We start from the raw sequence: 23,351 nt of genomic DNA on the forward strand, positions 1-23,351 counted from the left end.
AAACCTATTACTATTTCATTCCCTCCTGATTCCATCAACCTCAGTTTCAAATGTTTATTCTAATTATTTCAGTCAACCAATTTAACACTAAGATAACAGAGATATAGGGCTAAAAATTACGGGCTTTTGACTTAATAATTACGGTCTTCAGAAACTTGCAACAACACTCCTAAATAAAACAACTAATATCACAATACATGGAGCTTCCATACCGAAACAACACTAAAAGAAAAGGAAATAGGAATTTTTGATTTGGAAGAATTATACCAAACCACTTCAATCATTGAGGTAAAAATATTGAGTTTTACCAGACTTTGCTCCATCCGGATTTTACTAAACAGGATTTAAAAATTAGAATAAGCCCTGTCGCCCTTGCGTATGAAGGTTGATCGTAACTTCGATTCTGGTTCCTTCATTTGTTTTTGAAATTACGGTAAACTTCCCATTCAAAGAATTTACTCGGTCTCTCATATTACTTAATCCAATGCCTGCTTTTCTACTTCGAACATCAAATCCAACACCATCATCTGTAATAGTCAGTTTCAGAATATTATTTTTCTTTTTACTGATTTTTACTTCACAACTTTTTGCGTTAGCATATTTATTGACATTTAAAATAGCCTCCTGAATAATTCGGTACAAATTTATTTTGTAAATAATCTGAATACTTCTCCATTCGATCCCATCATTATCCAAATAATTGAACTTGGTTTCCGTAATTTCCTTTTGATTTTCTATCAAAGCCATTAACAAGATATTAAAATCACTATGCTCCAAGAACGAGCTGTGACTTAAGCCATGTGAAACCGTGCGTATTTCATTTTCGATATTTTGCAATTCAATAATGTAATAACGTCGTTTTTCTATAATTTCTGCATTGTTCTGTGAATTAAAAAAGCCCAAATTCATTCTGACACTATAAATTTTATTCATTATGCCATCGTGTAATTCTTTCGCTATTTTTGTCTTTTCGTCTTCACGTGCTGTATTAATTTTTTCCTGCTGATCGGTCAATAATTGATAGATGACTTCATTCGCCAACTGCTCCTTTTTAAAGAATCGCATTTCCTGATTTTTATATTTCAAATAGCGAAAAAGGATAATTATTAATAGTCCCAGAATTAATACGAAGGAGGTGATTAAGATGTAAAAATTTCTCTTGGTAAGAATCTTATTTTCGTCTTCAATTCTTGACGTCTCATATTCGATTCTGGAGTACTTATCGTGTGCATTTTTCTGAATGGCATTAATGCTGTCACTTAATTTAATGTACTCATTTGTATAGTATAAGTTTTTCTTTTTATCAATTTTGTAAAGTAATCTCAAAGTGGTCAGAATCTCATTACTGCTTTTTAGTTTAACAGCCAGTCGATTTGCTTCTACCAGAATCTTAATAGATTGTACCGTATCTTTTTGAGACAAATAATACTCTCCTATACGTATCTTTTTATATAGAATATCCGGTTCTAAACCTATACTATCGACTATTTTAAGGGATTCAAAAAGCATTGAACTTACATTCTTATAATCTTTGCTTTTCATTTTTGAATAAGCCAGATTGCTTAAAACGTTCGCATACAATTTAGGCCATTTCTTCTTTAAGTCTTCGGTTACTAATGGGGTTAGCATTTTTATAGACTTATCGTATTCGCCTTCTAAATCATGTAGATTACAAACGTTAATAATAGAACTTACATTATAATTGTTAACATGAGCTTTGTCTGTAATTTTCATTTTACCGACTACTTCCAAAGCCATGCGATGGTATTTTAAAGCCTGATTGTACTTAACAAGTTTCTCCAGGCAATTCCCCATTAAAGTATTACAACTGTAAATCAGTTCGTAATCTTTGGATTTTTTTAAATATTGTAAAGCTTTAGAAATTTCAACAGTACTTTCTATATAATTACCGTCATAAAATAAAACATAGCCTTTGTTGAATAACATTCTGGCAACATTATCGTTGTCATGAATTTTATGGTATATTTTTTCAGCTCTAAGATAATAGTAGTATGCACTGTCTTTTTGTGTATTTTCATAGCAATCTCCTACAAAATAAGATGACTTTGCCATTCTGACACTATCACTAGCCAATTTTGATAATTCTAAAGCTTTCAAACTAACCTCTAAAGATTTTTTTGATTTATTAATATAATAATATTCTGACGCAATTTCTAAATAAGCATCCCTTACTGCCGAATCATTCTTTTTCTTTTTTAAGACAAGAACCCGATAATCTAAATAGGCCTCTTTTTTATTGTTTTCGAGATTACAAACGTAATTTTTATCAAACAAATCCGTTGGGCTACTTTCAAAGCTCAACGTATCATTTTTCTTACACGAGAAAAAAAGGAGAAAAATAAAATAATAAGGAACCCGGGTCGAAATAGCCAAAATACAATTGTTGTTTATAATCTCAAATATAACATTTTGAAATAAATCGGAACTTAATGATATTAATAATTAGCAAATAAATTTTTAGTGTCTTGGTGGTTTCGGATTACTTGGGTCGCCATAATGTTCCCCGTCACAATTAGTTGGTGCTATCTCCCTTTTGATACTGCTTGAGTCCAATTCGCGCGCAAATGCATCTTTTTGTGTTTTTAAATTTTTAACTTGCTCATTTTCAAGATCATCATTTGAACATGAAGCCATTGATAATGAAGCAAAAACAAGTCCCAGTAAGTAGAATTTAATTCTCATAAAATTGTATTTTTTTATTAATCATGAATATTTGGTAAAAAAAAAGCTTTATTTTTTCTAAATTGTACGGGATTTCCGTAACATTTTAACTAGATTTGATGTAAATTGAGATTACAAATTATGGGATTAAACATTTTAATAGTTGACGATCATCCGATGACCGTCGATAGTTACATTAACCTACTGTCATACAGTAGTTTACAAGAAAAAAACTTGCATTTTATAAAAAGTTATAATTGTGAAGAGGCATATAATAAAATAAACTTATACGAAAAACAGAATAGTATAATACACTTTGCGTTACTGGACATTAGCATCCCTCCTTATAAAGATTTAAACATTAACAGTGGAGTTGATTTGGCTTCTCTTCTCAGAAAAAAATTCCCTTTCTGTAAAGTCGTTCTTCTTACCATGCATAGTGAAGCTTTGACGGTTGATAAAATAATTAAAGAAATAAAACCCGAAGGATTTATCTCAAAAAGCGATATCAATTTTGAATTATTTCCGGTCATCTGTCAAAAAGTTTTAAATGGAGAATTCTACAAAAGCCCAACAATAATAGAATCACAAAGAGAATTATTAAAGAAAAATATAAACTGGGATAATCATGATAGTCAGATTTTGATATTATTGGCAGAGGGCGTAAAAACAGTTAATCTGCCCAATTACATTCCACTATCCATGAGTGCTATTGAAAAACGCAAAGCCAATATAAAAGACCAGCTTTTAGAAGGCAAAGGAGGAGATAAAGACTTAATCGACAAGGCTAAAAAATTAGGTTTATTGTAATTTGTAATTCTTAAACACTTATAAATGAAAACAACAAGAATTTTATGCCTGGGGCTAACCCTATTCTTTTCTTTTAACAGTCATGCCCAAAAAGAAGAAAAGGATTTGATCAAACAAACTATCGAAACTTATTTTGACGGCTGGATGACCGGCGATACTTTAAAAGTTGGAAAGGCAATGCATGCTTCCTGCCATTTAAAATTCATCAAAGACGATCAGATTACCATAATTAACAGAAAAAACTATCTGGCCGGGTTTAAACCTCGTCCAAAAATGGAAAATACCAAAGGTTCTATACTCGATATCAATTTTACAAAAAATGTTGCTTCTGCAAAATGTGAAATTGAAACTCCAAAAAGGGTATTTACTGATTATTTCAATATGATTAAACTAAATGGGGTCTGGTATATCGTTGATAAAATTTCTACAAATTTTGAAAAAAAATAAGACTAGTTTCATTTCCCATAATGCCGTTAGACATGCTAGCGAAAAACGATTGTCATAAAAAAGTCCCGTCCCAAAATAAGTTGACACAAAATTGGCTTATTCAGAACGAGACACAAACACAACAAAACATTTTACACCTATTCGGTTGTTCTGATCTTTTTTAAACACGGATTTCACGAATTGGCACTAATTTTTTTTGCCACAGATTAAAAAGATTCACACAGATTTTTTTTGTCTCGAATTACACGAATTGACGCTAATTCTTTTTAATTAATTAAAATTTTAATTCGTGCAAATTCGTGTAATTCGTGTCAAACTTTTTTGCCACAGATTAAAAAGATTCGCACAGATTTTTTTGCCTCGAATTACACGAATTGACGCTAATTCTTTTTATTGATTAAAATTTTAATTCGTGCAAATTCGTGTAATTCGTGTCAAACTTTTTTTGCCCATAGCTGTACAAGATTACTTTTTCTCTCTAGAATCGCTAAATTTTTATTTCAAATTAATCTGTAAGAAAGGATCTGTATCCTTGTAAATTGTTTTTAAGGATAGTCTTTTTACAGCTGAGCTTTTATTTTGTTTAGCGTTCACTACCCCATTCAAAGCTCTATTGATTAAAATTTCTCTGGGATCTCCTAAGGGAAAAATTTCCATTTCCTGTAGTTCGTCTAGCGCAACAACGGGGTTTATTCCTTTGGTATAATTGCCTTCGTCGTTGGCATTAAATAACTTATAAATCACGGGATATAAAACCCATCCCTTGTTACCTGAAGAAGGTCTTTCATCTTCTATAGCAAAACCTGCTACATCTTTTCCTACGGTCTTTTCGCCTATCGAAATTACGGGCATAAACGGCTTTAAATTATTGATAATTATTTCAGAAGCCGATGCGGTATGCGTTCCACATAACACATACAGCTCCTGAATTAATAATGGGTGTGCAGTTCTTAAGGATTCAAAACCAATTTGAGTTTCGTTCATTTCCAATGCTTCTTTAAAGGACTTATTTACAAAACCTCCGTTTTTATTTCCTTTAAATTTTATAAACAAATCATCCGGTTTAATGTTTGGAGCCAAAAGAATACTTAATGCTGTTGCCGATGAGACGTCTCCACCTCCATTATATCTCAAATCGACGATCACTTTGGTGACTGATTCCTTTTTAAACTCCTTAAAGACGGACAACAATGTCGCTGCAAGTCCGCTATCAAAATGAGCGATGGCGATGTACCCTGTTTTTTGATTATTATTTGAAATAACTTTATGAATTACAGACTGAGAAAAAGTAAACCCCCGAATTATCTCCATTTCTTTTGCAGTTGAAAATCCGGACTGCGAGGAATATGATGTAAGTTTCAAATTTATACGTTCAGAATTGAGTATATCGGCATACAAACGTTCCAAATTTTGATTGTTTACCGCAACCCCGTTTATTGCTTTTATCAATTGACCTCTTTTAAGACCTGATCGTTCTGCAGGCGAATCGGAAAGTACATATAAAACAACACCATAAACTTGTGATTCATATTCAATAAAAGAAATATCAAATCCGTAGGAGATTCTAATGCTTTTAGGAGCTGTTTCCGGCAACATCACATTTGTTGCATAAGAAAATCGATCCTCCGTACTTAATAGTCTCCCAAAATATTCTTTTGGATTTAGCGACTTATCTGTGTTTTTAGGCAGACTTTCGTTCCATAAATAATACTTTTTCATTTGTTCATACATCCAGTCATTTACATATTGATTAGTTCCTTCTTCGTAAGTAACCGGAACGGGATCACTTTGACAGGAAATCATCAAAGAAAAAACAAGGACGAAAAAACGTAAAGTAAAATGATATTTTTTCATGGATTGGAAGTCATTCAAAATTTAAAAAGAAAAATAATCCGTCAAATTAATACTTCCATCTACTCCTGAAAAAGCACCATTTGCATCCGCTTTTTCTTCCAGTACGATTAACTTTGATTTATTCTTTTGCATCACCATCAAAAAAGATACTTTTCTCCCTGGTACATAAGATTCATCTGTTCCGTGTTTGACTAGCTCAACATTGACGATTGGGGGTAAACTGAACGGAAACTCAAAAAAGGTACTGAAACGGTCTTTCTTTATGTTTTCTATACGGCCTATTTGTTGTCCGTTGGTTTTTCTTAAGATTGCATCCAAAGTACCGTTGTAACCACTTTTAGAATACTGATTTACGGAAGGGAAAATAAATTTATAGCCTGTGTTTCCAGCTGCGCTAAGGGTTCCGGGTTTATTAGCGAGTACATTTTCTATCCAAACATTTTCTTTGGTGTAAAAAGAAACTGTATCTACCGGTTTTGCGGTAGTAAAAGTATATGAATGTAGAATTTGCTTTGTTTTTTTAAGACTAATCACTACAGTTTTACTGCTCTGACCGTAAAATACAAATTCGTAATTATTTTCTGTTTTTTTCAAAAAGGCGTTGCGTTTATCAACCACCAGCAATTTACCATTTAAGGAAACCTGAATGGAATCCTGTGCTCCATTATAACCGCGTATCACTACTTTTCCTGCTTTTTGTTCCTCGTACAAGGGTGTTAATTCGTCGTTGCTGCAGGCGGCAATCAAAAGGCTTGTAATAAAAAAGAGAACTATTGCTTTTACTATATTCGTCATGAGTTGTAAACTATTAAAAATGATATTCTTGTTGGTGTTGGTATAGATCAATTCTCTTTTTACAATACCAATCTATTTTTTGATAAATTTTATTTTTTCGACTGCATCTCCGTATTCAATAACAAGAAAATAAACGCCTCCCGACAAGTTACCGACAGTAATTCCTGTTTTATTATATTTCGATTCTTTAACCAATACACCTGCTGTATTGTATATTTTTAGTGCAATTTCTTCTTCATTTAGGGTGCTGTTCAACTCTAATTGCAAATCATTCTCAACAGGATTTTGTTTTAATGCAATTTCTTTTTTTCCTTGTAAGTCTTTCAATCCTAATGATGTTGCTGTAATTGAAACTTTATCAATTTCATAACCTACTACAAAATTAGGCGCATTTAAAAACGCGAAATACACTTGAGTTTTTCCTGCAAATTGAGAAATGTCCAGTGTATAATCTTTAAATTCTGCATCTAAAGTGGATACTCTTGTTAATTCTAAAACCCCAATCTGAGTAAACGATTTAAGATCAGTATCTGTTGTAGAAACATAAACATATAAATTATCAGGTCCGTCATAAATCGCTTTTTGAGCATTTAAAATTAATTGCATGTTTCCTGCATAATAGGATAAATCTACCGCCGGCATGATGGCCCAGTTTTTCTGTTCCACTCCAAGAGGCGCTCCCGAAGCCATATCAATATTATAAGTTCCCAGTACTTTGAAAGTCCCGTCTGTTACGACACCATTTCCATCAATCTGAATATTAGTTCGCGTAATCCAATTTATGGCATCACCATCAGCATCCAAAAAAGTCCAATCTGATGCCTCGGCATCGTCAAAATCATCTTCCCAAATTGCAAACTGTGCAGATGCAATTCCGGATATAAGCATAAAAACCAATACGAGTAATTTTTTCTTCATTTTTATCTATTTAAAACAAAGGCTGCCTAAAAAGTGAGGAATCAAACCATATCCTACTCTTTATAAAAAAAACAATAAAAAACTCTTCAGACAGCCCCGTTAAATTGTATTATTAATTTACAGTACTATTAAAAGTTAGTAAACTTAGTCCAAGTATTTGTCCAGTTTGCTTCCGTTTTAAATGCACCAGTTGCACCAGCGAAGTTTAATGTACCATCATTAAAGAATGGTTGTGTTAAACCCCATGCTGTAGCAGGGCTTACAGTAGAAGTAGTACTACCAAAACCTAAAGCTGTACCAACAGGCAATACCGGATTTGTGAAACCGTGAACTGATAAAAGACTCCATGTAGAGTTTGCAGGTAAAGAAGGGCTTTCCCATCTGATTCCTGTAAGGTATCCTGTAACAGTAACATTCGAAAGGTTGATTTGACCTAATCTACGTACGTGAATAGCATTCTCATAAAGAGCAGCATTTGTAGATGAACTAGCACCAATGATAGACAATTGAGAGATAACCGGTCTTGTAATGATTGCAGTACTTGTACCTGTAGCATTATTGTCTAATTCTATACCATTTGAATCCGGGTTTCCACCGCTTAAACTGTGTGTAGAATCTTTATCTGCAATAGCGATCGCTTTAGTGATTGATCCTGTATAACCAAAATCAAAATCAAAGTTGTCATCATCCGGAGCAAAAGAAACTAAATGGCTTGCATTTACAGTTCCACCGAAAAATTCGAATGAATCATCTCTTCCGTAAGATACCTGAACGTGATCGATAACAGTACCGCTACCAACACCACCAAGAGTTAAACCATTGATCTCAACACCAGTTGTAGCATCTAAAATACGACCAGCGAACTCGATACGAACATAGTTTAAAGCTCCGGCATTGTGAGCGTTGTTTGTTCCTCCGTAGTAAAAATCAGAAGGGTTTGGTTGATCTCCTAAACCTTCGATAACGTTAGTAGTAACTCCTGTATTTACTTGTGCATCTCCTAAAAGAACAAGACCACCAAAGTCACCAGGAGTCGCTTTAGTAGCAGCGTTTCCGTCTAACAAATTGAAACTTGTAAAAATAACAGGAGAAGCAGCAGTACCCTGAGCATCAATCTGACCTGTTTTTGTGATAACCAATACCCCTGTAGCAACTCCTGAACCTAATACTTTAGCTTTAATAAAAGTTCCCGGTTGTATCGTTAATTTCGCTCCAATAACACGAACTACTCCGCTAACTTCCCAAACTCTGTCGTTTGTCCAAGTAGTGTTAGTTGTAATGTTACCACTTACTGTTTGTACTGTAGCTGGGTAACCTGAATAATCTGCACTTGCAGATTTCATTGCAAATGAAGAATCAGCACTTGTTGCTTCATCATTTTGACAAGAATTGAAGAAAAGAATGGCAATCGCGAACAAAAAAACTTTTTTCATGATAACTGAATTTTGATTAACTTTGCTGCTAATATTTTACACTTGAGGTCTTTGGGAGGAGCAGCAAATTTTCTTCCCTTTGACCTTTCCTTTTTTTGGTAATGTATTTTATAGGTTTCCGTCTTACCTCCGGAGACTATCCCTGAGTATTCCTCTTTCACTTTTAGGGTTCCGGTGAAAGGCTCATTTTCTTCAAAATCTGAAACAAACCATACTATAAGTTGTAGAGAACGTAAAAATCTATTGTACCATTCTGACGCGCTTTTTTCGGTCTGGATTTTTTTTGCAGATTGTGTACGTCTGTTAAGATGTAGTGTTTGACTTGTAGCAGTTTTTCAAAGAAATTAATATCAAAACAGATTTACTTTATAGCTAAAAATAGATCGTCTCCTTTATATACATTAGATTTCAAAAGGGGAAAAAATCACGCTAAAATCTTTCCTTAACGTTTTCTTAATTTTAATGGTCTTTTATCCGTAAAATCAACAATCTAATGTTACTAAAAAGAATAATTCATAGAGAAATTAAAGCTTCTGCCACTCCAGGCTTTAAACATTTTTCGGTCTATGTACGGATCGTATTTATCGGTTGCTCCTGCCCCAAGTGCCTTCTGATCCCTTGGATTTGAACCATAATCGTAATCCACATCTTTTGAGTAACTATTGGCATTATTATACGTCTCGATAGCGGTATCAAAAAGATTCTTGATTCCTAGTTTTATTTCTAAATTTCGTTCTTTAAAAAACTTATAACTTACCTGAGCATCGGTAACGGCATACGGCATACGGATCTCTTCGGCCTGATAATCAAAACCAACCAGAATGTACTGATCCCCAATAGCATTGTGTCTGATACTGAATCCTGAACGTTCTCCTACATAATCCAATCCTAAATTGTAATTGTAAGGAGCCTGTCCGTATAAAGGACGATTGGCTTCATAAAGTCCGCCTGTACCGTCAATGTTTACATATCCGGTTACTTTTGTATCATTAAAAGCGGCATTTCCACATAGGAAGATTTTTTTCAAAAGATCCCCTTCACCCAAAAAAGAGAGGTTTTTATAAATTTCAAATTCTACTCCAAATAGTTTGGCACTGTCTGAGTTCATATTAAAGATGGTACGCGAACCTCCGTCATTACCAATCTGGGTCACTCCTTCAATTGGATTTTTGATGTTTTTATGATATACTCCAAAAGACAGAATTTCACCCTGAGAAGGAAACCATTCCGCTTTAAAATCAAAATTATCAACCAGAGTAGAGACAATTCCACCTGTATAATTCAGCACTTTTGCATCGCGTATTGGGTCGTAATAAGGCATATTGATTCGCTCTGCAAACTGTGGTCGCAAGACCGATTTGGTGTACCCCAGTCTGATATTCATTTTGTTGGTAGGGCTAATGGTCAAATTCGCAGAAGGAAGGTATTGCCACACATCCTCATCTTTTTGCGTTGTTTCAAAACCAGCCGAATTGTCTGACTGACTGGCGATTTGGGTGTAAACATAACTTTCGGCACGCAATCCCCAAACCAGTCTGATGTACTGCGAAAATTTATTATCGAGCATTAAAAAAGGAGAATGAATTTTGACATCTCCCTCATATTCATTACCGTAAGTCGTAATCCTGTTCCAGCCATAACCACCCCAGCGATAATAAGAACCGTCCAGCAATTGCGAAAGAGGAAAATCAACAATAGCTGTTTCTGTTCCTTGCCCGACAACATTCAGAGCCGATGATTCCTGTTGGTTGGTTGCAATTTTGTAAGTCCCGAAATATCCTGCTTTTACGTTGTTTTTGACCGATTCTCCTAAATCAAAAGCATAATTAAAATTAATTCCTACATTATAATCTTTCTCGTTGTTTGTAAAATTGGATCTTTTAAAAGCATCCGGATCAGCATTATAAATTTGTTGATACAACTGAACATCACTTCCCACTTTTCTTCTGTAACTGGTTAAAAAAGTAGCGTCTTTAGTATCTTTTGAAGTACTCGCAAAAGCCCCAAACCAATTGATCTCAAAATTCTCAAAACGATGATTTCCTTCTATTTTATTTTGAATGAAAGTCTGGTAAACCGGATAATCAGTTTCTTTGGTAAAAGGCAAATAAGTTCCTTTTACAATTCCTTCGACGTTTCCTGCGTAGAAATTCCAACCTGTAATTTGAGTCAGTTGGTTGTCGTACATGTGCATGTAGGTATTGCGAATGGCAATTTTATGCTTTCCTAGCTGAATACCCGCATTCAACATTCCGCCTAAAGTTGAATTGAAATTATAGGAAGCACCCGAGTTTTTAAATCCATATCTTTTAAAAGTCGAATAACCTTCTTCCTGTTCCGGTGTAAACTCCGAGTTGGTCATATAGGTACCTCTTTCGGTGTGGTCAATTTGCAACTGATCTTGTGTGTTTTTGAAAATAACAGAACCTACAAAACCAAGTTTATTATTGTCTTTTAACTCATATACCTGCCCCAAAGCAAACTGCAACGAAGTTCCGGGAGCGGCATAGGTTTTATAAGTAGTAAAATTATCCTCCGTAAATTTTTTCGATTGCTCTAAAAAAGGCCCTGATGTCGCCTCCGTGGTAGGCAAAGCAATATTTACTAAACCGGAAGGATAGTCTCTGGTCCCATCATCAAACCCGATATAATCATTTGAACCTTCTTGTTTGCTCAGACGATCTTTAAACGTACTACGGCTATTATAAGAACTTCCGACGGTAAAGGACATAAAATTTTTCTTCGGAATATCTTTTGTTTTTACTTCTACATACCCTCCGGCAAAATTGGCATTCATATCCGGAGTTGCATTTTTACTGACTACAACACTTTCTACCATTGCCGTGGGAATAATATCAAAATTAAACTGTTGTACATTCGGATCAGTACTTGGCAAATTAACCCCGTCCATTACCGCTTGATTCCAACGTTCTCCCATCGAACGTACGACCACATATTTATCATCAATTGTGGTTACTCCTGTAATACGTTTTAGGGTACTTCCGACATCCTTATCCGGTGTTCTGGCAATTTGTTCGGCAGAAATTCCATCAGAAAACTGAGCGGCTTTCTTTTGCTGAAGCAGCATTCCTTCCGTAGAAGCGGTCGCTTTTTGATAGGTTTGGGTGATTACCACTTCATCCAATGATTCCGCATCGTCTTTTAAGACTACATTCAAAACTATTTCAGCTGCATCTCCCACTTTTATATCTGTAATTTTCTGGTTTTGAAAGGAAACATAACTCACTTCCAAGGTATAAGAACCCTCTTCCAGTGCAAAAGAATAATTTCCGTCAAAATCAGAAACAATTGCATTTGCGGTTTCTATGACTTTCACTGAGGCTCCCGGCAAAGCCAAGCCATTTTTGTCGACAATTTTTCCGGAAATACCTCCTACTTTTTTTGTCGATGCGATCCTTTTATTGACAGCAATATTGGTATTGTTTCTTCTAAAATTAAGATTAGTAAGCAGCTCTAATTCTTTTAATACTTCATCAATCGTTACATTCTCTTTTTTAAGATTGATCAATGGTTTACTAAAATCTATATCTTTTTGATAAATAAAGCGATAAGGAGTTCGGGATTCTAAATTTTCAAAAATTTCTTTTGGTGAAGCATTTTTAAAATCTACCGACACGGTTCCAGATTGTGCAAAGGTGGCGGTTGTACTGAGGAATAGGCTAAAAAACAGCATTTGTATGGCAATCGGAAATTGCCTGAAAAAATAGCTCATAAGTAAATAATTTGTTTTAATGGTATATTAGGTTATAGGAAATCGTATGTTTTCTTAGCGGATAAAGCTTATTTGCTTACTAAAAATTTATTCTCCCCGATGGGTTTGATTTTAACTTCAAGAGCAAATGCAATTGTTTGTAGTATTTCGGAAAGACCTTGTCTGGTATCAAGTGTTCCTTTTATTTGAAGTTGTTTCAGGTCTTCGCTGGCGTATTCCAATTTAAAGACATGATCAGATTTAAGTTTCTCGATAACAGCAACGAGCGTTAGGCCATCAACATCAAGCAGTGCTTTTTTCCATTGTGGTTCCAACTCAGTAGTTTTGTGTTTTTTAACTCTGTTCTCTTTTGGAAAAAATAGTGCTGCATATCCTCGTTCTAAAAAAACAGCATTTTGAGTACTTTCTACTTTTACCTTTCCGGTTCTCACATTTACCTCTGCTATTTTTCCGTACGCTTTTACATTAAAGGAAGTTCCTAAAACCGTCGTTTTGATATCACCGGAACTGATAATAAAAGGCCTCGTAGTATCTCTCGCTACTTCAAAAAAAGCTTCTCCTTTTAATTTTACAATTCGTTCATTAGCCGCAAAATGTTCGGGATATTCAATCTGAGTATTTTCATTTACCCAAACACGGGTACCGTCAGAAAGACGCAATAGTCTTATGTCCTGAGGAAATGTCTGTGTGATAATTTCGGGTTTCCTGGAAAAATTGAATGCCAAAAAAGTGTGGTAAGCGGCAATCGATAGAAAAAGCACCGCGCAAGCTGCGATTGCTCTTTGGTAATTACGTCTGCGTCTATTGTTTGTTGCGCGGAGAATGTTAGTCCACATTCTGAGTTTTGCCTCTTCCGAAAATAATCCTTTTTGTGGCAACTCATCCCATTCTTCACGTAGTCTGTACGATTTCATTTTATCTTAGTAAAAATTAATATTTTAGGAAAAACTCCAGAATTTCTCCTGTCTAACTACATTAGATATTTTTACTCCAAAAAATCACAGGGGGTCGCGACACTTAACGATTTGTTAATGCCTTAAAAAGCAAAAAACAATGAAACCGATTAAAAAACAATTCATTAGAAAAAAACGACTCAAAACAACTTACATTTAATTTACACTTGTCACGCAATTTTATAACACAACGCGTTGGATGCAATTCATTTTAACACACAGAGATATGGTCAAAAAAGTCTAAAAAGACTTTGCACTAAAAAACAAATCACATAAGGCTATGCGAAAAAATTATGTTTTCCTTAAATCACCACAAATTATAAATTCCGCATCTATGTTTCTATGTGTTAAAAGAAAAAATCAACAGAATCACAATCAATAATTTGCCTTAAATATTTCCGAAATACAGTCCAAAAATCAAAGTTTAATTATGGTTAATGAACATTAAAAGAAACCAATAAAGTTCATGGCTCTTTATAGAATTCTTCTTAAGATACTGTAAGGTTTTGGAGATCTGGTTGGCCACAGCACTTTGGGACATTCCCATTTCGGTGGCAATTTCCTTGTAACTCATTTCGTCAAACTTATGCAGGGTAAAAATTTTTCTTCTTTTCTCCGGAATCTGCTGCAATAGTATTTCTATTTTTTCCAGATTTAAAGAGACTGTCTCCTCTGCTTCATCGGTTTCATCCAGATCTTTTACCAACTGTTCATACTCCATCGAAAAAATTTCATTCTGTTTTTTATACCATTTTGAAATTTCCTGTTTGCAACTTTTAAACAAAATCGAGTCTAACGGAATGGAAGGATCTATTTTAGTGCGGTATTTCCAGATATGAATGAAGACATTCTGTGTTATATCCTCTACATCGGCAGGCTGAGCAGCATACTTTTTAACAAAACAATACACTTTGAAGTGATATAGCTCATAGATTTCTTTAAAACAAGAATCGTCTCCGTCGCGCAATCTGGTAATCAAAATAGTATTCATAATGCAATTTTAAAGGTGTAAGGTATCCTTACAAAATTACCTTAAACTAACTTTCCTTATTTTGATAACCCATTCATTTAATGATTTATTAATATGCCCTTCCGAAGCAATCCTCCTTTTTCAAAACAAAAAAAGCGGTAGGATTAAAAATAGCTGTTTTCGAGCACAAATAAATTTCATCCAACTTTTCCTTGAATTTCGTTTAAATCTCCTGTTTACTCAGCAAAGCTTTAAAGGCTCGAGTTTATTTTATAATATTCCAACCTTTTTGTCTAATTTAGCGGAACATTAGCAATACAGCGTATTTCCTTGTCGTATTGTAAACAACAACACACTAACAATTTAGTTAATTTAAAAAATTATGAACACATTTGATTTTGGCATTGTTGGGCTCGGCGTAATGGGCCGTAACCTACTTTTAAACATTGCCAGCCAAAAATTCGCCGCAGCGGGCTTAGATTTAGATGCCGAAAAAGTAAATTCACTTCAGCAAGAAGCCGATGCGGAGCATACCCTCGAAGCAACAACAGACGTTAAGCATTTTGTGGAACTTATCAAACGTCCAAGAGCCATTATGCTTTTGGTACCAGCCGGTAAGCCTGTCGATAGCGCCATCCAAAGCCTTTTACCTCACCTTGATGAAGGAGACATTCTGATTGATGGTGGTAATACATACTTCACCGACACAGACCGAAGATTCCTTGAATTATCTGCAAAAGGAATTCATTTCTTTGGTATGGGAATTTCGGGAGGAGAAAAAGGAGCGAGATTTGGTCCTAGTATGATGCCTGGAGGAGATAAAAAAGCGTACGAAAGACTTCGTCCGATTTTTGAAGCTATTGCAGCAAAAGTCGATGGAGAACCTTGCGTGGAATATCTGGGGAACGGATCAGCGGGTAATTATGTAAAAATGGTTCATAATGGAATCGAATACGGAATTATGCAGCTTATTTCAGAAATTTATGATCTGATGAAGCGTGGTTATAATCTCGATGAAGATACTATTCAAAAAACGTTTGAAGAATGGAACGAGAGCGATCTTAAATCATTCTTAATCGAAATAACAGCACAGATCCTTAAAAAAACAGAACCGGATGGTTCAAGGTTAATCAATCAAATATCGGATTGGGCAAAGTCTAAAGGAACCGGAAAATGGACATCACAAAATGCGATGGATCTGCAAGTACCTGTCCCTACTATTGATGCTGCAGTGTTTATGCGTGATATGTCTAAAAGCAAACCCGAGAGAATTGAGGCAGCAACAAAATTAATCTGGGAAAATGCAAAAACAACTGTGGACACAACGGAAGCGATTGCGTCGTTAAAATCAGCTTTGTATTTTTCTACCCTGATTACCTATGCGCAAGGACTGGCCATGTTAAAAACGGCTTCAAAAGAATACAATTACGACTTAAACTTAGAGACCGTAACAAAAATATGGCGTGGTGGTTGTATCATTCGTGCAGAAGTACTGGAAGATTTCAGAAAAGCATTCGCACAAAATACCGATTTACCCAACATACTTTTAGATTCGAATATAGCAGCAAAACTGAATGAAAGTCAGAAAGGTATCAGAACCATTATTCAATTTGCCGTGCAAAATGGTTTACCAACTGCCGGACTAATGAATTCATTGGCTTATTTTGATTCTTACAGGTCAGAAAATCTTCCAACCAACCTAATACAGGCTCAGCGCGATTATTTTGGAGCGCATACTTATGAACGTATTGATGCTCCGGGCATCTTTCATACCCAATGGAATGATTAAGAACCTTTAAGCAAAACAAAAATGAGTACTGTTAAAAATATAAACCCAACAATCATTGTTATTTTTGGAGCCTCAGGTGATTTAGCTAAAAGAAAGCTTTTCCCTGCCTTTCAAAATCTATATCTCGATGGTCGTATGGATGAAAAATTTCAGATTATAGCACTGGGAAGAGCCGAAAAAACCAATGAGGAGTTTCGCAGTTATGTTTTGGAAAATTTAGAGAAATTTTCGAGAAAATCAGGGCTTTCCCTTGAAGATACTCAGAAATTCATTTCGCATATTACCTATCTCAGACACGACATTGACAAAGAAGAATCCTATCAGGAATTAGATTCCAAGTTAAATGCCATCGATGAGTCTTTTGGTCTGCGAGCCAATCGTCTTTTTTACCTGTCTATAGCCCCTTCTTTCATTACCACTATCTCGAGTAATATCAAGAAAATAGGTCTTGCTGCGAATGCCAAACAAGATCGTATTATTATCGAAAAACCATTCGGATACGATAAGACTTCGGCGATTGAACTTAACGAGATGCTTTCTGAAACTTTCAAGGAAGAACAGATTTACCGTATTGATCATTATTTAGGGAAAGAAACCGTTCAAAATATCCTTGCTTTCCGTTTTGGAAATTCTATGTTTGAACCCTTATGGAGCCGTAATTTTATTGATTTTGTCCAAATTACTGTGGCAGAAGAAGTAGGAGTTGAAGATCGTGGCGGATTCTATGAAGGAGTTGGAGCCTTAAAGGACATGATCCAAAATCACCTGCTTCAAATTTTGTGCATGACTGCCATGGAAGCTCCCGCTTCTTTAGATGCAGATGATATCAGAAGTCGCAAAGCAGATGTGTTGCGTTCTATCCGTCGTATAAAACCAAATGAGGTCGATCATTATACCGTAAGAGGTCAATACGATGCAGGATTTATACAAGGAAATCCCGTTCCAGAATACCGTAAGGACAAAGGAGTCGCACCGGATTCTAATACTGAAACCTATGTTGCGATGAAAATTTATCTCGATAACTGGAGATGGCAAGGCGTTCCTTTTTACCTGCGCACCGGAAAAAGAATGCAGGAAAAACAGTCCTCGATCGTGATTCAGTTCAAACCGGTACCGCATTCCTCCTTTTCTTATGGCAATGAAGGAATGACGCCTAACCGATTGATCATAAACATTCAGCCCTCTATGGACATCAAGCTGCAGTTTATGACTAAAAAACCGGGACTTTCGCTTTCTTTGCGACCTGCAGAAATGGTTTTTGACTATTTTCAATGTTCTACAATGTCACCGGAAGCTTATGAAACCTTGCTTGCAGATGCTTTAGCAGGAGATCCTACCCTATTTATGCGTTGGGATCAGGTAGAACAGGCCTGGGATGCAATCGACACCATTCAGGAATTCTGGAAAAACAATGCCCCTGCCAATTTCCCTAATTACAAAGCCGGAAGCTGGGGACCTGAAGCCGCAGACGAATTACTTGCACGTCAGGGACATGCCTGGGTTTCTAACACAACAACTACCGTAAAAGAAGAAATTTAAAATGATACAGATTTTTAACACCATAGAAGAGATTAATACTAAAGCAGCAACTCTTTTCGTAGTGTCAGCACAAAAAGCCATACAGGAAAAAGGAAAATTTACCGCCGTACTTACCGGTGGTTCTTCACCTGCCGGTCTTTATAAACTCTTGGCTTCTCCCGATTACAAATCAAAAATTGATTGGAGCAAAGTGTATATTTTTTGGGGTGATGAGCGTTGGGTACCACTTGATGATGACCGCAGTAATGCAAAAATGTCTTTTGATACGCTTTTGAGCCACGTTCCAATTCCTCAGGAGAATATATTTCCGATGTACAAAGAGGGTGTTTCACCTGGAGCGTATGCGGTTACTTATGAGCAATCCGTAAAAGATATTACTGGTCCGGACGGAAAATTGGACCTTATTTTACTTGGGCTTGGTGATGACGGGCACACCGCCTCTCTTTTCCCTGGAGAAGCTGTTTTGCATGAACAAACAAAATGGGTAGATGCTTACCGTTTAGAATCTCAAAACATGCACCGCATTACATTGACCGCTCCTCTGATTAACAAAGCAGAGCAGATTATCGTAGTGGCATTTGGAGAAAAGAAAGCTCCGGCATTAAAAGAAGTGTTACATGGCGATTATAACCCTACTACTTATCCGATGCAACTAATAAAACCTGTTACAGGAGAATTATTGTTTTTGGTAGACAAAAGTGCTGCAGGGACAACTAATTAAATACTAGACAAATCATAACCGATTTGGCTAAAAAAATATCACTTAAACAGTTACGAGATTTTCTTGTAACTGTTTTTTTGTTTTTAAAGCATCCTAAATTAAATGCCTTTTTCACTACTGAAAAAAATATATTGATCCAAACTTTTCCGGTTGTTCTAATGTAAACCTCTAATAGCATAAGTATTGAATTTATTATATCAATTATAATTTTTAATCATACAGCTATACAACCAACTATTTCTGTTACACTGCTCTTTAATATTTTTGAAAAAAAATGAAGGTATTGCCATTTTGCCCTCATTCCTTTATCAACCTGCTTTATTGCACTTTTTGCATGATCCGAATTATTTCAGTAAAAAAATCATGAATTGATTTCCATAATTTCAATGTTTATCAGTCCTTACCGATTGGATTATGATTATCGTATTTATAAACTGTATTTAAATTTGGCAAGTTGATACAAATTGGGGTTTTTCACACTTTCTTAATCAAAAATTAAACCTATGAAACAGTACTACAAATTAATCTTTTTATTACTATTTCCTTTACTGGCAGCAGCTCAACCAGCTCATGGTAAAAAAGTAATTGGATACTATGCACAATGGTCTATTTATGCTCGGGACTTTAATATTCCAAAAATAGACGGTAGCAAATTAACCCATTTAAACTATTCCTTTTATGGGACAACCTACGATCCCGCCCATCCCGAAAACACCAAATTAAGATGTTTAGACTCCTATGCTGATTTTGAACATATGGAAGGCGGAATACCATGGGACGCTCCGGTAAAAGGGAACTTTTATGACTTAATGAAGTTAAAACAAAAGTATCCGCACTTAAAGGTTTTAATTTCAATTGGAGGCTGGACCAAAGGTCAGGATTTATCCCCAATTGCCGCAAACCCTATAGCAAGAAATGCTTTGGTAGCAGATATGGCACAGTTTATCACCACTTATCCCTTTATTGACGGATTTGACATTGATTGGGAATATCCAGTAAAAGGAGGAACAGACGGAACAGAAATGCTTAATGATGCTCCAGTTCCTGCACAAAATCACAATCCGGATGATAACAAAAATTTTGTCTATCTATTAAAAGAAATGCGTCGTGTAATGCCTAATAAATTAATCTCGATCGCTGCCGGGAATAATGTGAAAAATGTTTCTCAGCAATATCTGGGGCCTAACAATAGAGCTCTATATGGGATGACAGAAGACCTTTCGACTTACTGCGATTATATCACTTATTTTGGATATGATTTTGGTGGAAACTGGTATGATAAAACGTGCTATAATGCTCCTTTATATGCCAGCGAAAACACAAACGATCCTTTATACGGCGCAACGCAATCTGAATCATTAGATGAGTTAACGAATCAATTTCTAAACGTTGTGGGTATTCCATCCAATAAATTAATCATGGGATTGCCTTACTATGGAAAGTTGTTTAACAATGTTGCCAATAATGGAACAGATCCAAATCATCCGGGCCTATTTGTTTCAGCTCCACAAGATATCGTTTCAGGATGCACCAATCATCAACCTCCATTAGGGACCTGGGATTCAGGTAAAACCTGTGAAAATTCGGGAAGTATTGAAATCTGTGATTTAGTGGGAAATCCAACTACAAATCCACATCCTTATTTAGATCCAACTACCATGCTGGTAACATCCACCGCAGCTGCTGCCGGTTGGGTGAGGTACTTTGACAACACTACTAAAGTTCCATATCTATACAACGACCGTACACACCAGTTTATCAGTTATGAAGACAAACAATCTATAGACTTTAAAGTACAATATCTTAAATCACGAAATCTGGCCGGAGGTATGATTTGGGAACTTTCTCAGGATACCAGAGGTGCAATTTCAAATGCATTACTAAACCAGATAGATACTTCGTTTGGGGCTATCTTACCCGGAACAGTAAGTATTAGTGGTGCTGTAAAAAACGGAACTGCTTTGATTGCCAACGCCACAGTTGAATTAAGAGATTCAAACAATGTAATTCTGCAGACTACACTTAGTACTACTGGTAATTTTACTTTCCATAATTTAGCCTCCGGAAAAAATTACAGCCTTACCGCTGTTCATCCGGCGTATACATTTACAGCTACAAATTTTACAAATGTAACGACGGATCAAACCGCAATAGTACTTCAAGGAACAGCACGCCCTACTTACACCGTTAGCGGAACTGTTAAAAATGGAACTAATGCAGTTTCAGGAGTGGTGGTTTCTGCAGCTTCCGGAACTATGACTCTGACCACTACATCAGATGCTACGGGCAATTACACCGTTACCAACTTGGTCGCAGGATTAGATTTCGCTGTAACAGCAGCTAAAGCAGGGATGACTTATACTCCGGCTAGTACCGTTTATACTGCAATTGACACCAACAAAACATTAGACTTTACCCAAGATGCCATTATAAACAAAATTAGTGGTACAGTTAAAAAGGGTTCAACTCCGATCTCGGGAGCAAAAATAGAATTAACCTTACCCTGGACCGACTCCAGTCATGCTTATAAAACCATAATTGCAACTACAGATGCACAAGGGGCGTACAGTTTTAATAATGATGATTTAGCAGGTTATTCAAAAGTACAAACCTTAAAACTGAACACTTGGGATAATAAGGGAATTGACTATTTCCCAACTGATTTGGCAAACTTTGAGATTCCAACGGTATCAAAAGTTTATAATTTCAATTCAAGCGCTGTCACACCACAAATTGCGATTACAAGTCCAACAGCAACAACAGTAGCAATTATACCGGGAACGGTTGTTCAACTCAAAGCCAATGCTGATTTGACTTTTGCAGATCCGTCTGTGACTATTTCTTCTGTAGTATTTAACATCAATGGACAAACGATTACGGGAACACTTTCAACAGGGACCGAATATGTAGCCAATTGGACACCAACTTTAGCCGATTTTAATAAAAACTACACCTTAAAAGCAACGGCAATAGCGTCAAATACAATCACTGCAGAAGACAGTAAAACATTTTATTTACAATGTTCCGGTGTAAATTGTCCAAATATAGTACCCGAAATCACCTGGATTGATCCGGCATCGACTACTATCAATCAGGCTTCGGGATTCAAGACTGTACCGGTAAGCGTAAATGTTACGGATAAAGATGGTACAGTTGCAAGTGCTTCTATTAGTATTGATGGGGTTTCTTATACGATGACAAAGGCCGCGGGAAGTACTTACAATTACACTTTCACTCCAACTGCCTTCAAAACATATGCAATAGTTGTAAAAGCCAAGGATAACTCCGGAGGCGAAAACACCTTAAACCAATCGATTAATATCGTTAATTCTGCATTTAATCTTCTCCCGACGAAGGTAATTGTTGGTTATGCCCACGGATGGGAAAACTCAAGTGCACCGTTTTTATACTTCAATCAAATGGGGGATAAAAAATTTAATGTAGTCATTTATTCTTTCATTGAAACTAGAAACAGAGACGGCTATACACCAGTCCTTGTGGTAAACGAGCCAAGATATTTTACAAATGGTGTTTTTGATCCTCAGTTATTAAAAAACGATATCAAATTCTTAAGAGATAAAGGAATTCCGGTTCTTGTATCCATAGGAGGGCAAAATGGTCATGTAGTGTTAGAAACAGTCGCTCAAAAAGACATTTTTGTAAGCGGCATAAAAACGATTGTTGATCAATATCATTTTGACGGTCTTGATATTGATTTTGAAGGATCTTCAATGAATTTCGAAGCAGGAGCACTTAAAGATTTCTCCTATTCATCGATTTCTGCTTATCCAAAATTAAAAAATGTCGTAGATGCTTTTAAAGAATTAAAAACAAATTATGGCAGCGGATTCATTATGACAGCTGCTCCCGAAGCCTACTACGTTCAGGCAGGTTATAATACCTATGGAAACGGAGTTGGTTCTTTCTTACCGGTAATTCATAATCTACGCAACGAGCTGGATCTTTTGATGGTGCAATTATACAATACAGGATCAATAGTCGCGCTGGACAACCTTGCCTATGAACAAGGAAAACCCGATTTCTTAGTATCCATGTCAGAGATGTTAATGAAAGGATTTAATGTAAGCACTACAGGCTTTTATTTCCCTCCATTACCCCCGTCCAAAGTGGTTATAGCCCTTCCGGCTTGTACCGGAGCAGCTCAGGCCGCAAGTTACATAACACCGCAAAAAGGAATTGAAGCTTTTAGTTATTTAAGAAGCGGAATCAATTATACAGGACGAAATTACACACTTAAAGGTGGTCCTTATCCTGATATGAGAGGGGTAATGACCTGGTCGATTAACTGGGATGCAGGCTGCGGAACCGGTTATGAATTTTCTAATGCATATGCTACTTATTTTGCAGCACAGTTATCTCTTGACAAAATTGAAGCAAAAAACAATACGGAGGTTTATTTCAAAAACAATGCTCTACTAGTTAAAAGCGAGACGGAAGATATTGCTCAGGTCGACGTGTTTAATACATTGGGACAATCTTTAGCCAGTTACAAAAACAGGATGAACACTAACGAAATACTGCTTCAGAATTATAGTTTTTCAACGAAACAATTGTTTATCGTTGTAGTAACAAACAAAGCAGGTAACAAAAAATCTTTCAAAGTAGTAAACTTCTTAAACTAAGAATTTTGCAGCAAAATGTTAAAGTAATAAAAAACTAAGTCATTTTAGTTCTATTTTTTTGCAA

The 23,351-nt window shown here is 35.8% G+C and carries 15 protein-coding genes; 6 read left to right on the top strand and 9 right to left on the bottom strand.

The genetic code is table 11. From position 1 onward, the window contains the following. Window positions 1-351 precede the first annotated feature (351 nt). Both LNP23_RS17480 and LNP23_RS17485 read right to left on the bottom strand, forming a co-directional pair. On the bottom strand, window positions 352-2,322 hold the full coding sequence (locus LNP23_RS17480; RefSeq protein ID WP_230002180.1) for a tetratricopeptide repeat-containing sensor histidine kinase: 1,971 nt from the start codon (window positions 2,320-2,322) through the stop codon (window positions 352-354). Between the two features lie 156 nt (window positions 2,323-2,478). Beyond that, entirely contained in the window at window positions 2,479-2,703 is a 225-nt protein-coding gene (locus tag LNP23_RS17485; RefSeq protein WP_230002181.1) for a hypothetical protein, read from the bottom strand. Between the two features lie 120 nt (window positions 2,704-2,823). On the opposite strand from LNP23_RS17485, the gene LNP23_RS17490 reads away from it, so the two are divergent. Both LNP23_RS17490 and LNP23_RS17495 read left to right on the top strand, forming a co-directional pair. Then, complete coding sequence (locus LNP23_RS17490; RefSeq protein ID WP_230002182.1) at window positions 2,824-3,492, top strand: response regulator; 669 nt, start codon at window positions 2,824-2,826, stop codon at window positions 3,490-3,492. Window positions 3,493-3,516: 24 nt separating this feature from the next. Further along, window positions 3,517-3,939 (top strand): nuclear transport factor 2 family protein, encoded by a 423-nt coding sequence (locus LNP23_RS17495; RefSeq protein WP_230002183.1) that lies wholly within the window; start codon window positions 3,517-3,519, stop codon window positions 3,937-3,939. Between the two features lie 495 nt (window positions 3,940-4,434). On the opposite strand, the gene LNP23_RS17500 is transcribed toward LNP23_RS17495, so the two are convergent. From LNP23_RS17500 to LNP23_RS17530, 7 genes are all read right to left on the bottom strand, one after another. Continuing rightward, complete coding sequence (locus tag LNP23_RS17500) at window positions 4,435-5,793, bottom strand: S41 family peptidase (protein ID WP_230002184.1); 1,359 nt, start codon at window positions 5,791-5,793, stop codon at window positions 4,435-4,437. Window positions 5,794-5,814: 21 nt separating this feature from the next. Beyond that, the gene (locus LNP23_RS17505) at window positions 5,815-6,588 is read right to left on the bottom strand and encodes a hypothetical protein (RefSeq protein ID WP_230002185.1); all 774 of its coding nucleotides are present in this window, start codon (window positions 6,586-6,588) and stop codon (window positions 5,815-5,817) included. A gap of 72 nt (window positions 6,589-6,660) precedes the next feature. Further along, on the bottom strand, window positions 6,661-7,506 hold the full coding sequence (locus LNP23_RS17510; RefSeq protein WP_230002186.1) for a T9SS-dependent choice-of-anchor J family protein: 846 nt from the start codon (window positions 7,504-7,506) through the stop codon (window positions 6,661-6,663). 128 nt (window positions 7,507-7,634) lie between these two features. After that, window positions 7,635-8,939 carry a hypothetical protein gene (locus LNP23_RS17515; RefSeq protein ID WP_230002187.1) on the bottom strand — a complete coding sequence of 435 codons (1,305 nt, stop codon included), beginning with the start codon at window positions 8,937-8,939 and terminating at the stop codon, window positions 7,635-7,637. A 499-nt stretch (window positions 8,940-9,438) separates the two neighbouring features. Further along, window positions 9,439-12,672, bottom strand: a complete 3,234-nt coding sequence (locus tag LNP23_RS17520; RefSeq protein ID WP_230002188.1) for a TonB-dependent receptor domain-containing protein — start codon at window positions 12,670-12,672, stop codon at window positions 9,439-9,441. Window positions 12,673-12,740: 68 nt separating this feature from the next. After that, on the bottom strand, window positions 12,741-13,586 hold the full coding sequence (locus LNP23_RS17525; protein WP_230002189.1) for a FecR family protein: 846 nt from the start codon (window positions 13,584-13,586) through the stop codon (window positions 12,741-12,743). A gap of 463 nt (window positions 13,587-14,049) precedes the next feature. Further along, complete coding sequence (locus tag LNP23_RS17530) at window positions 14,050-14,616, bottom strand: RNA polymerase sigma factor (protein ID WP_230002190.1); 567 nt, start codon at window positions 14,614-14,616, stop codon at window positions 14,050-14,052. A 361-nt stretch (window positions 14,617-14,977) separates the two neighbouring features. Here LNP23_RS17530 and gndA point away from each other — a divergent pair, with 361 nt between their 5' ends. The 4 genes from gndA (at window position 14,978) to LNP23_RS17550 (ending at window position 23,287) form a co-directional block, all read left to right on the top strand. Further along, window positions 14,978-16,384: an NADP-dependent phosphogluconate dehydrogenase gene (gndA, locus tag LNP23_RS17535; RefSeq protein WP_230002191.1), complete on the top strand. Its 1,407-nt coding sequence runs from the start codon at window positions 14,978-14,980 to the stop codon at window positions 16,382-16,384. A 21-nt stretch (window positions 16,385-16,405) separates the two neighbouring features. Next, entirely contained in the window at window positions 16,406-17,923 is a 1,518-nt protein-coding gene (gene zwf / locus LNP23_RS17540) for a glucose-6-phosphate dehydrogenase (protein WP_230002192.1), read from the top strand. A 1-nt stretch (window position 17,924) separates the two neighbouring features. Further along, the gene (gene pgl / locus LNP23_RS17545) at window positions 17,925-18,644 is read left to right on the top strand and encodes a 6-phosphogluconolactonase (RefSeq protein WP_230002193.1); all 720 of its coding nucleotides are present in this window, start codon (window positions 17,925-17,927) and stop codon (window positions 18,642-18,644) included. Between the two features lie 503 nt (window positions 18,645-19,147). After that, the gene (locus tag LNP23_RS17550; RefSeq protein WP_230002194.1) at window positions 19,148-23,287 is read left to right on the top strand and encodes a glycosyl hydrolase family 18 protein; all 4,140 of its coding nucleotides are present in this window, start codon (window positions 19,148-19,150) and stop codon (window positions 23,285-23,287) included. Window positions 23,288-23,351 lie beyond the last annotated feature (64 nt).

This window comes from Flavobacterium cupriresistens (assembly GCF_020911925.1).
Classification (GTDB): domain Bacteria; phylum Bacteroidota; class Bacteroidia; order Flavobacteriales; family Flavobacteriaceae; genus Flavobacterium; species Flavobacterium cupriresistens.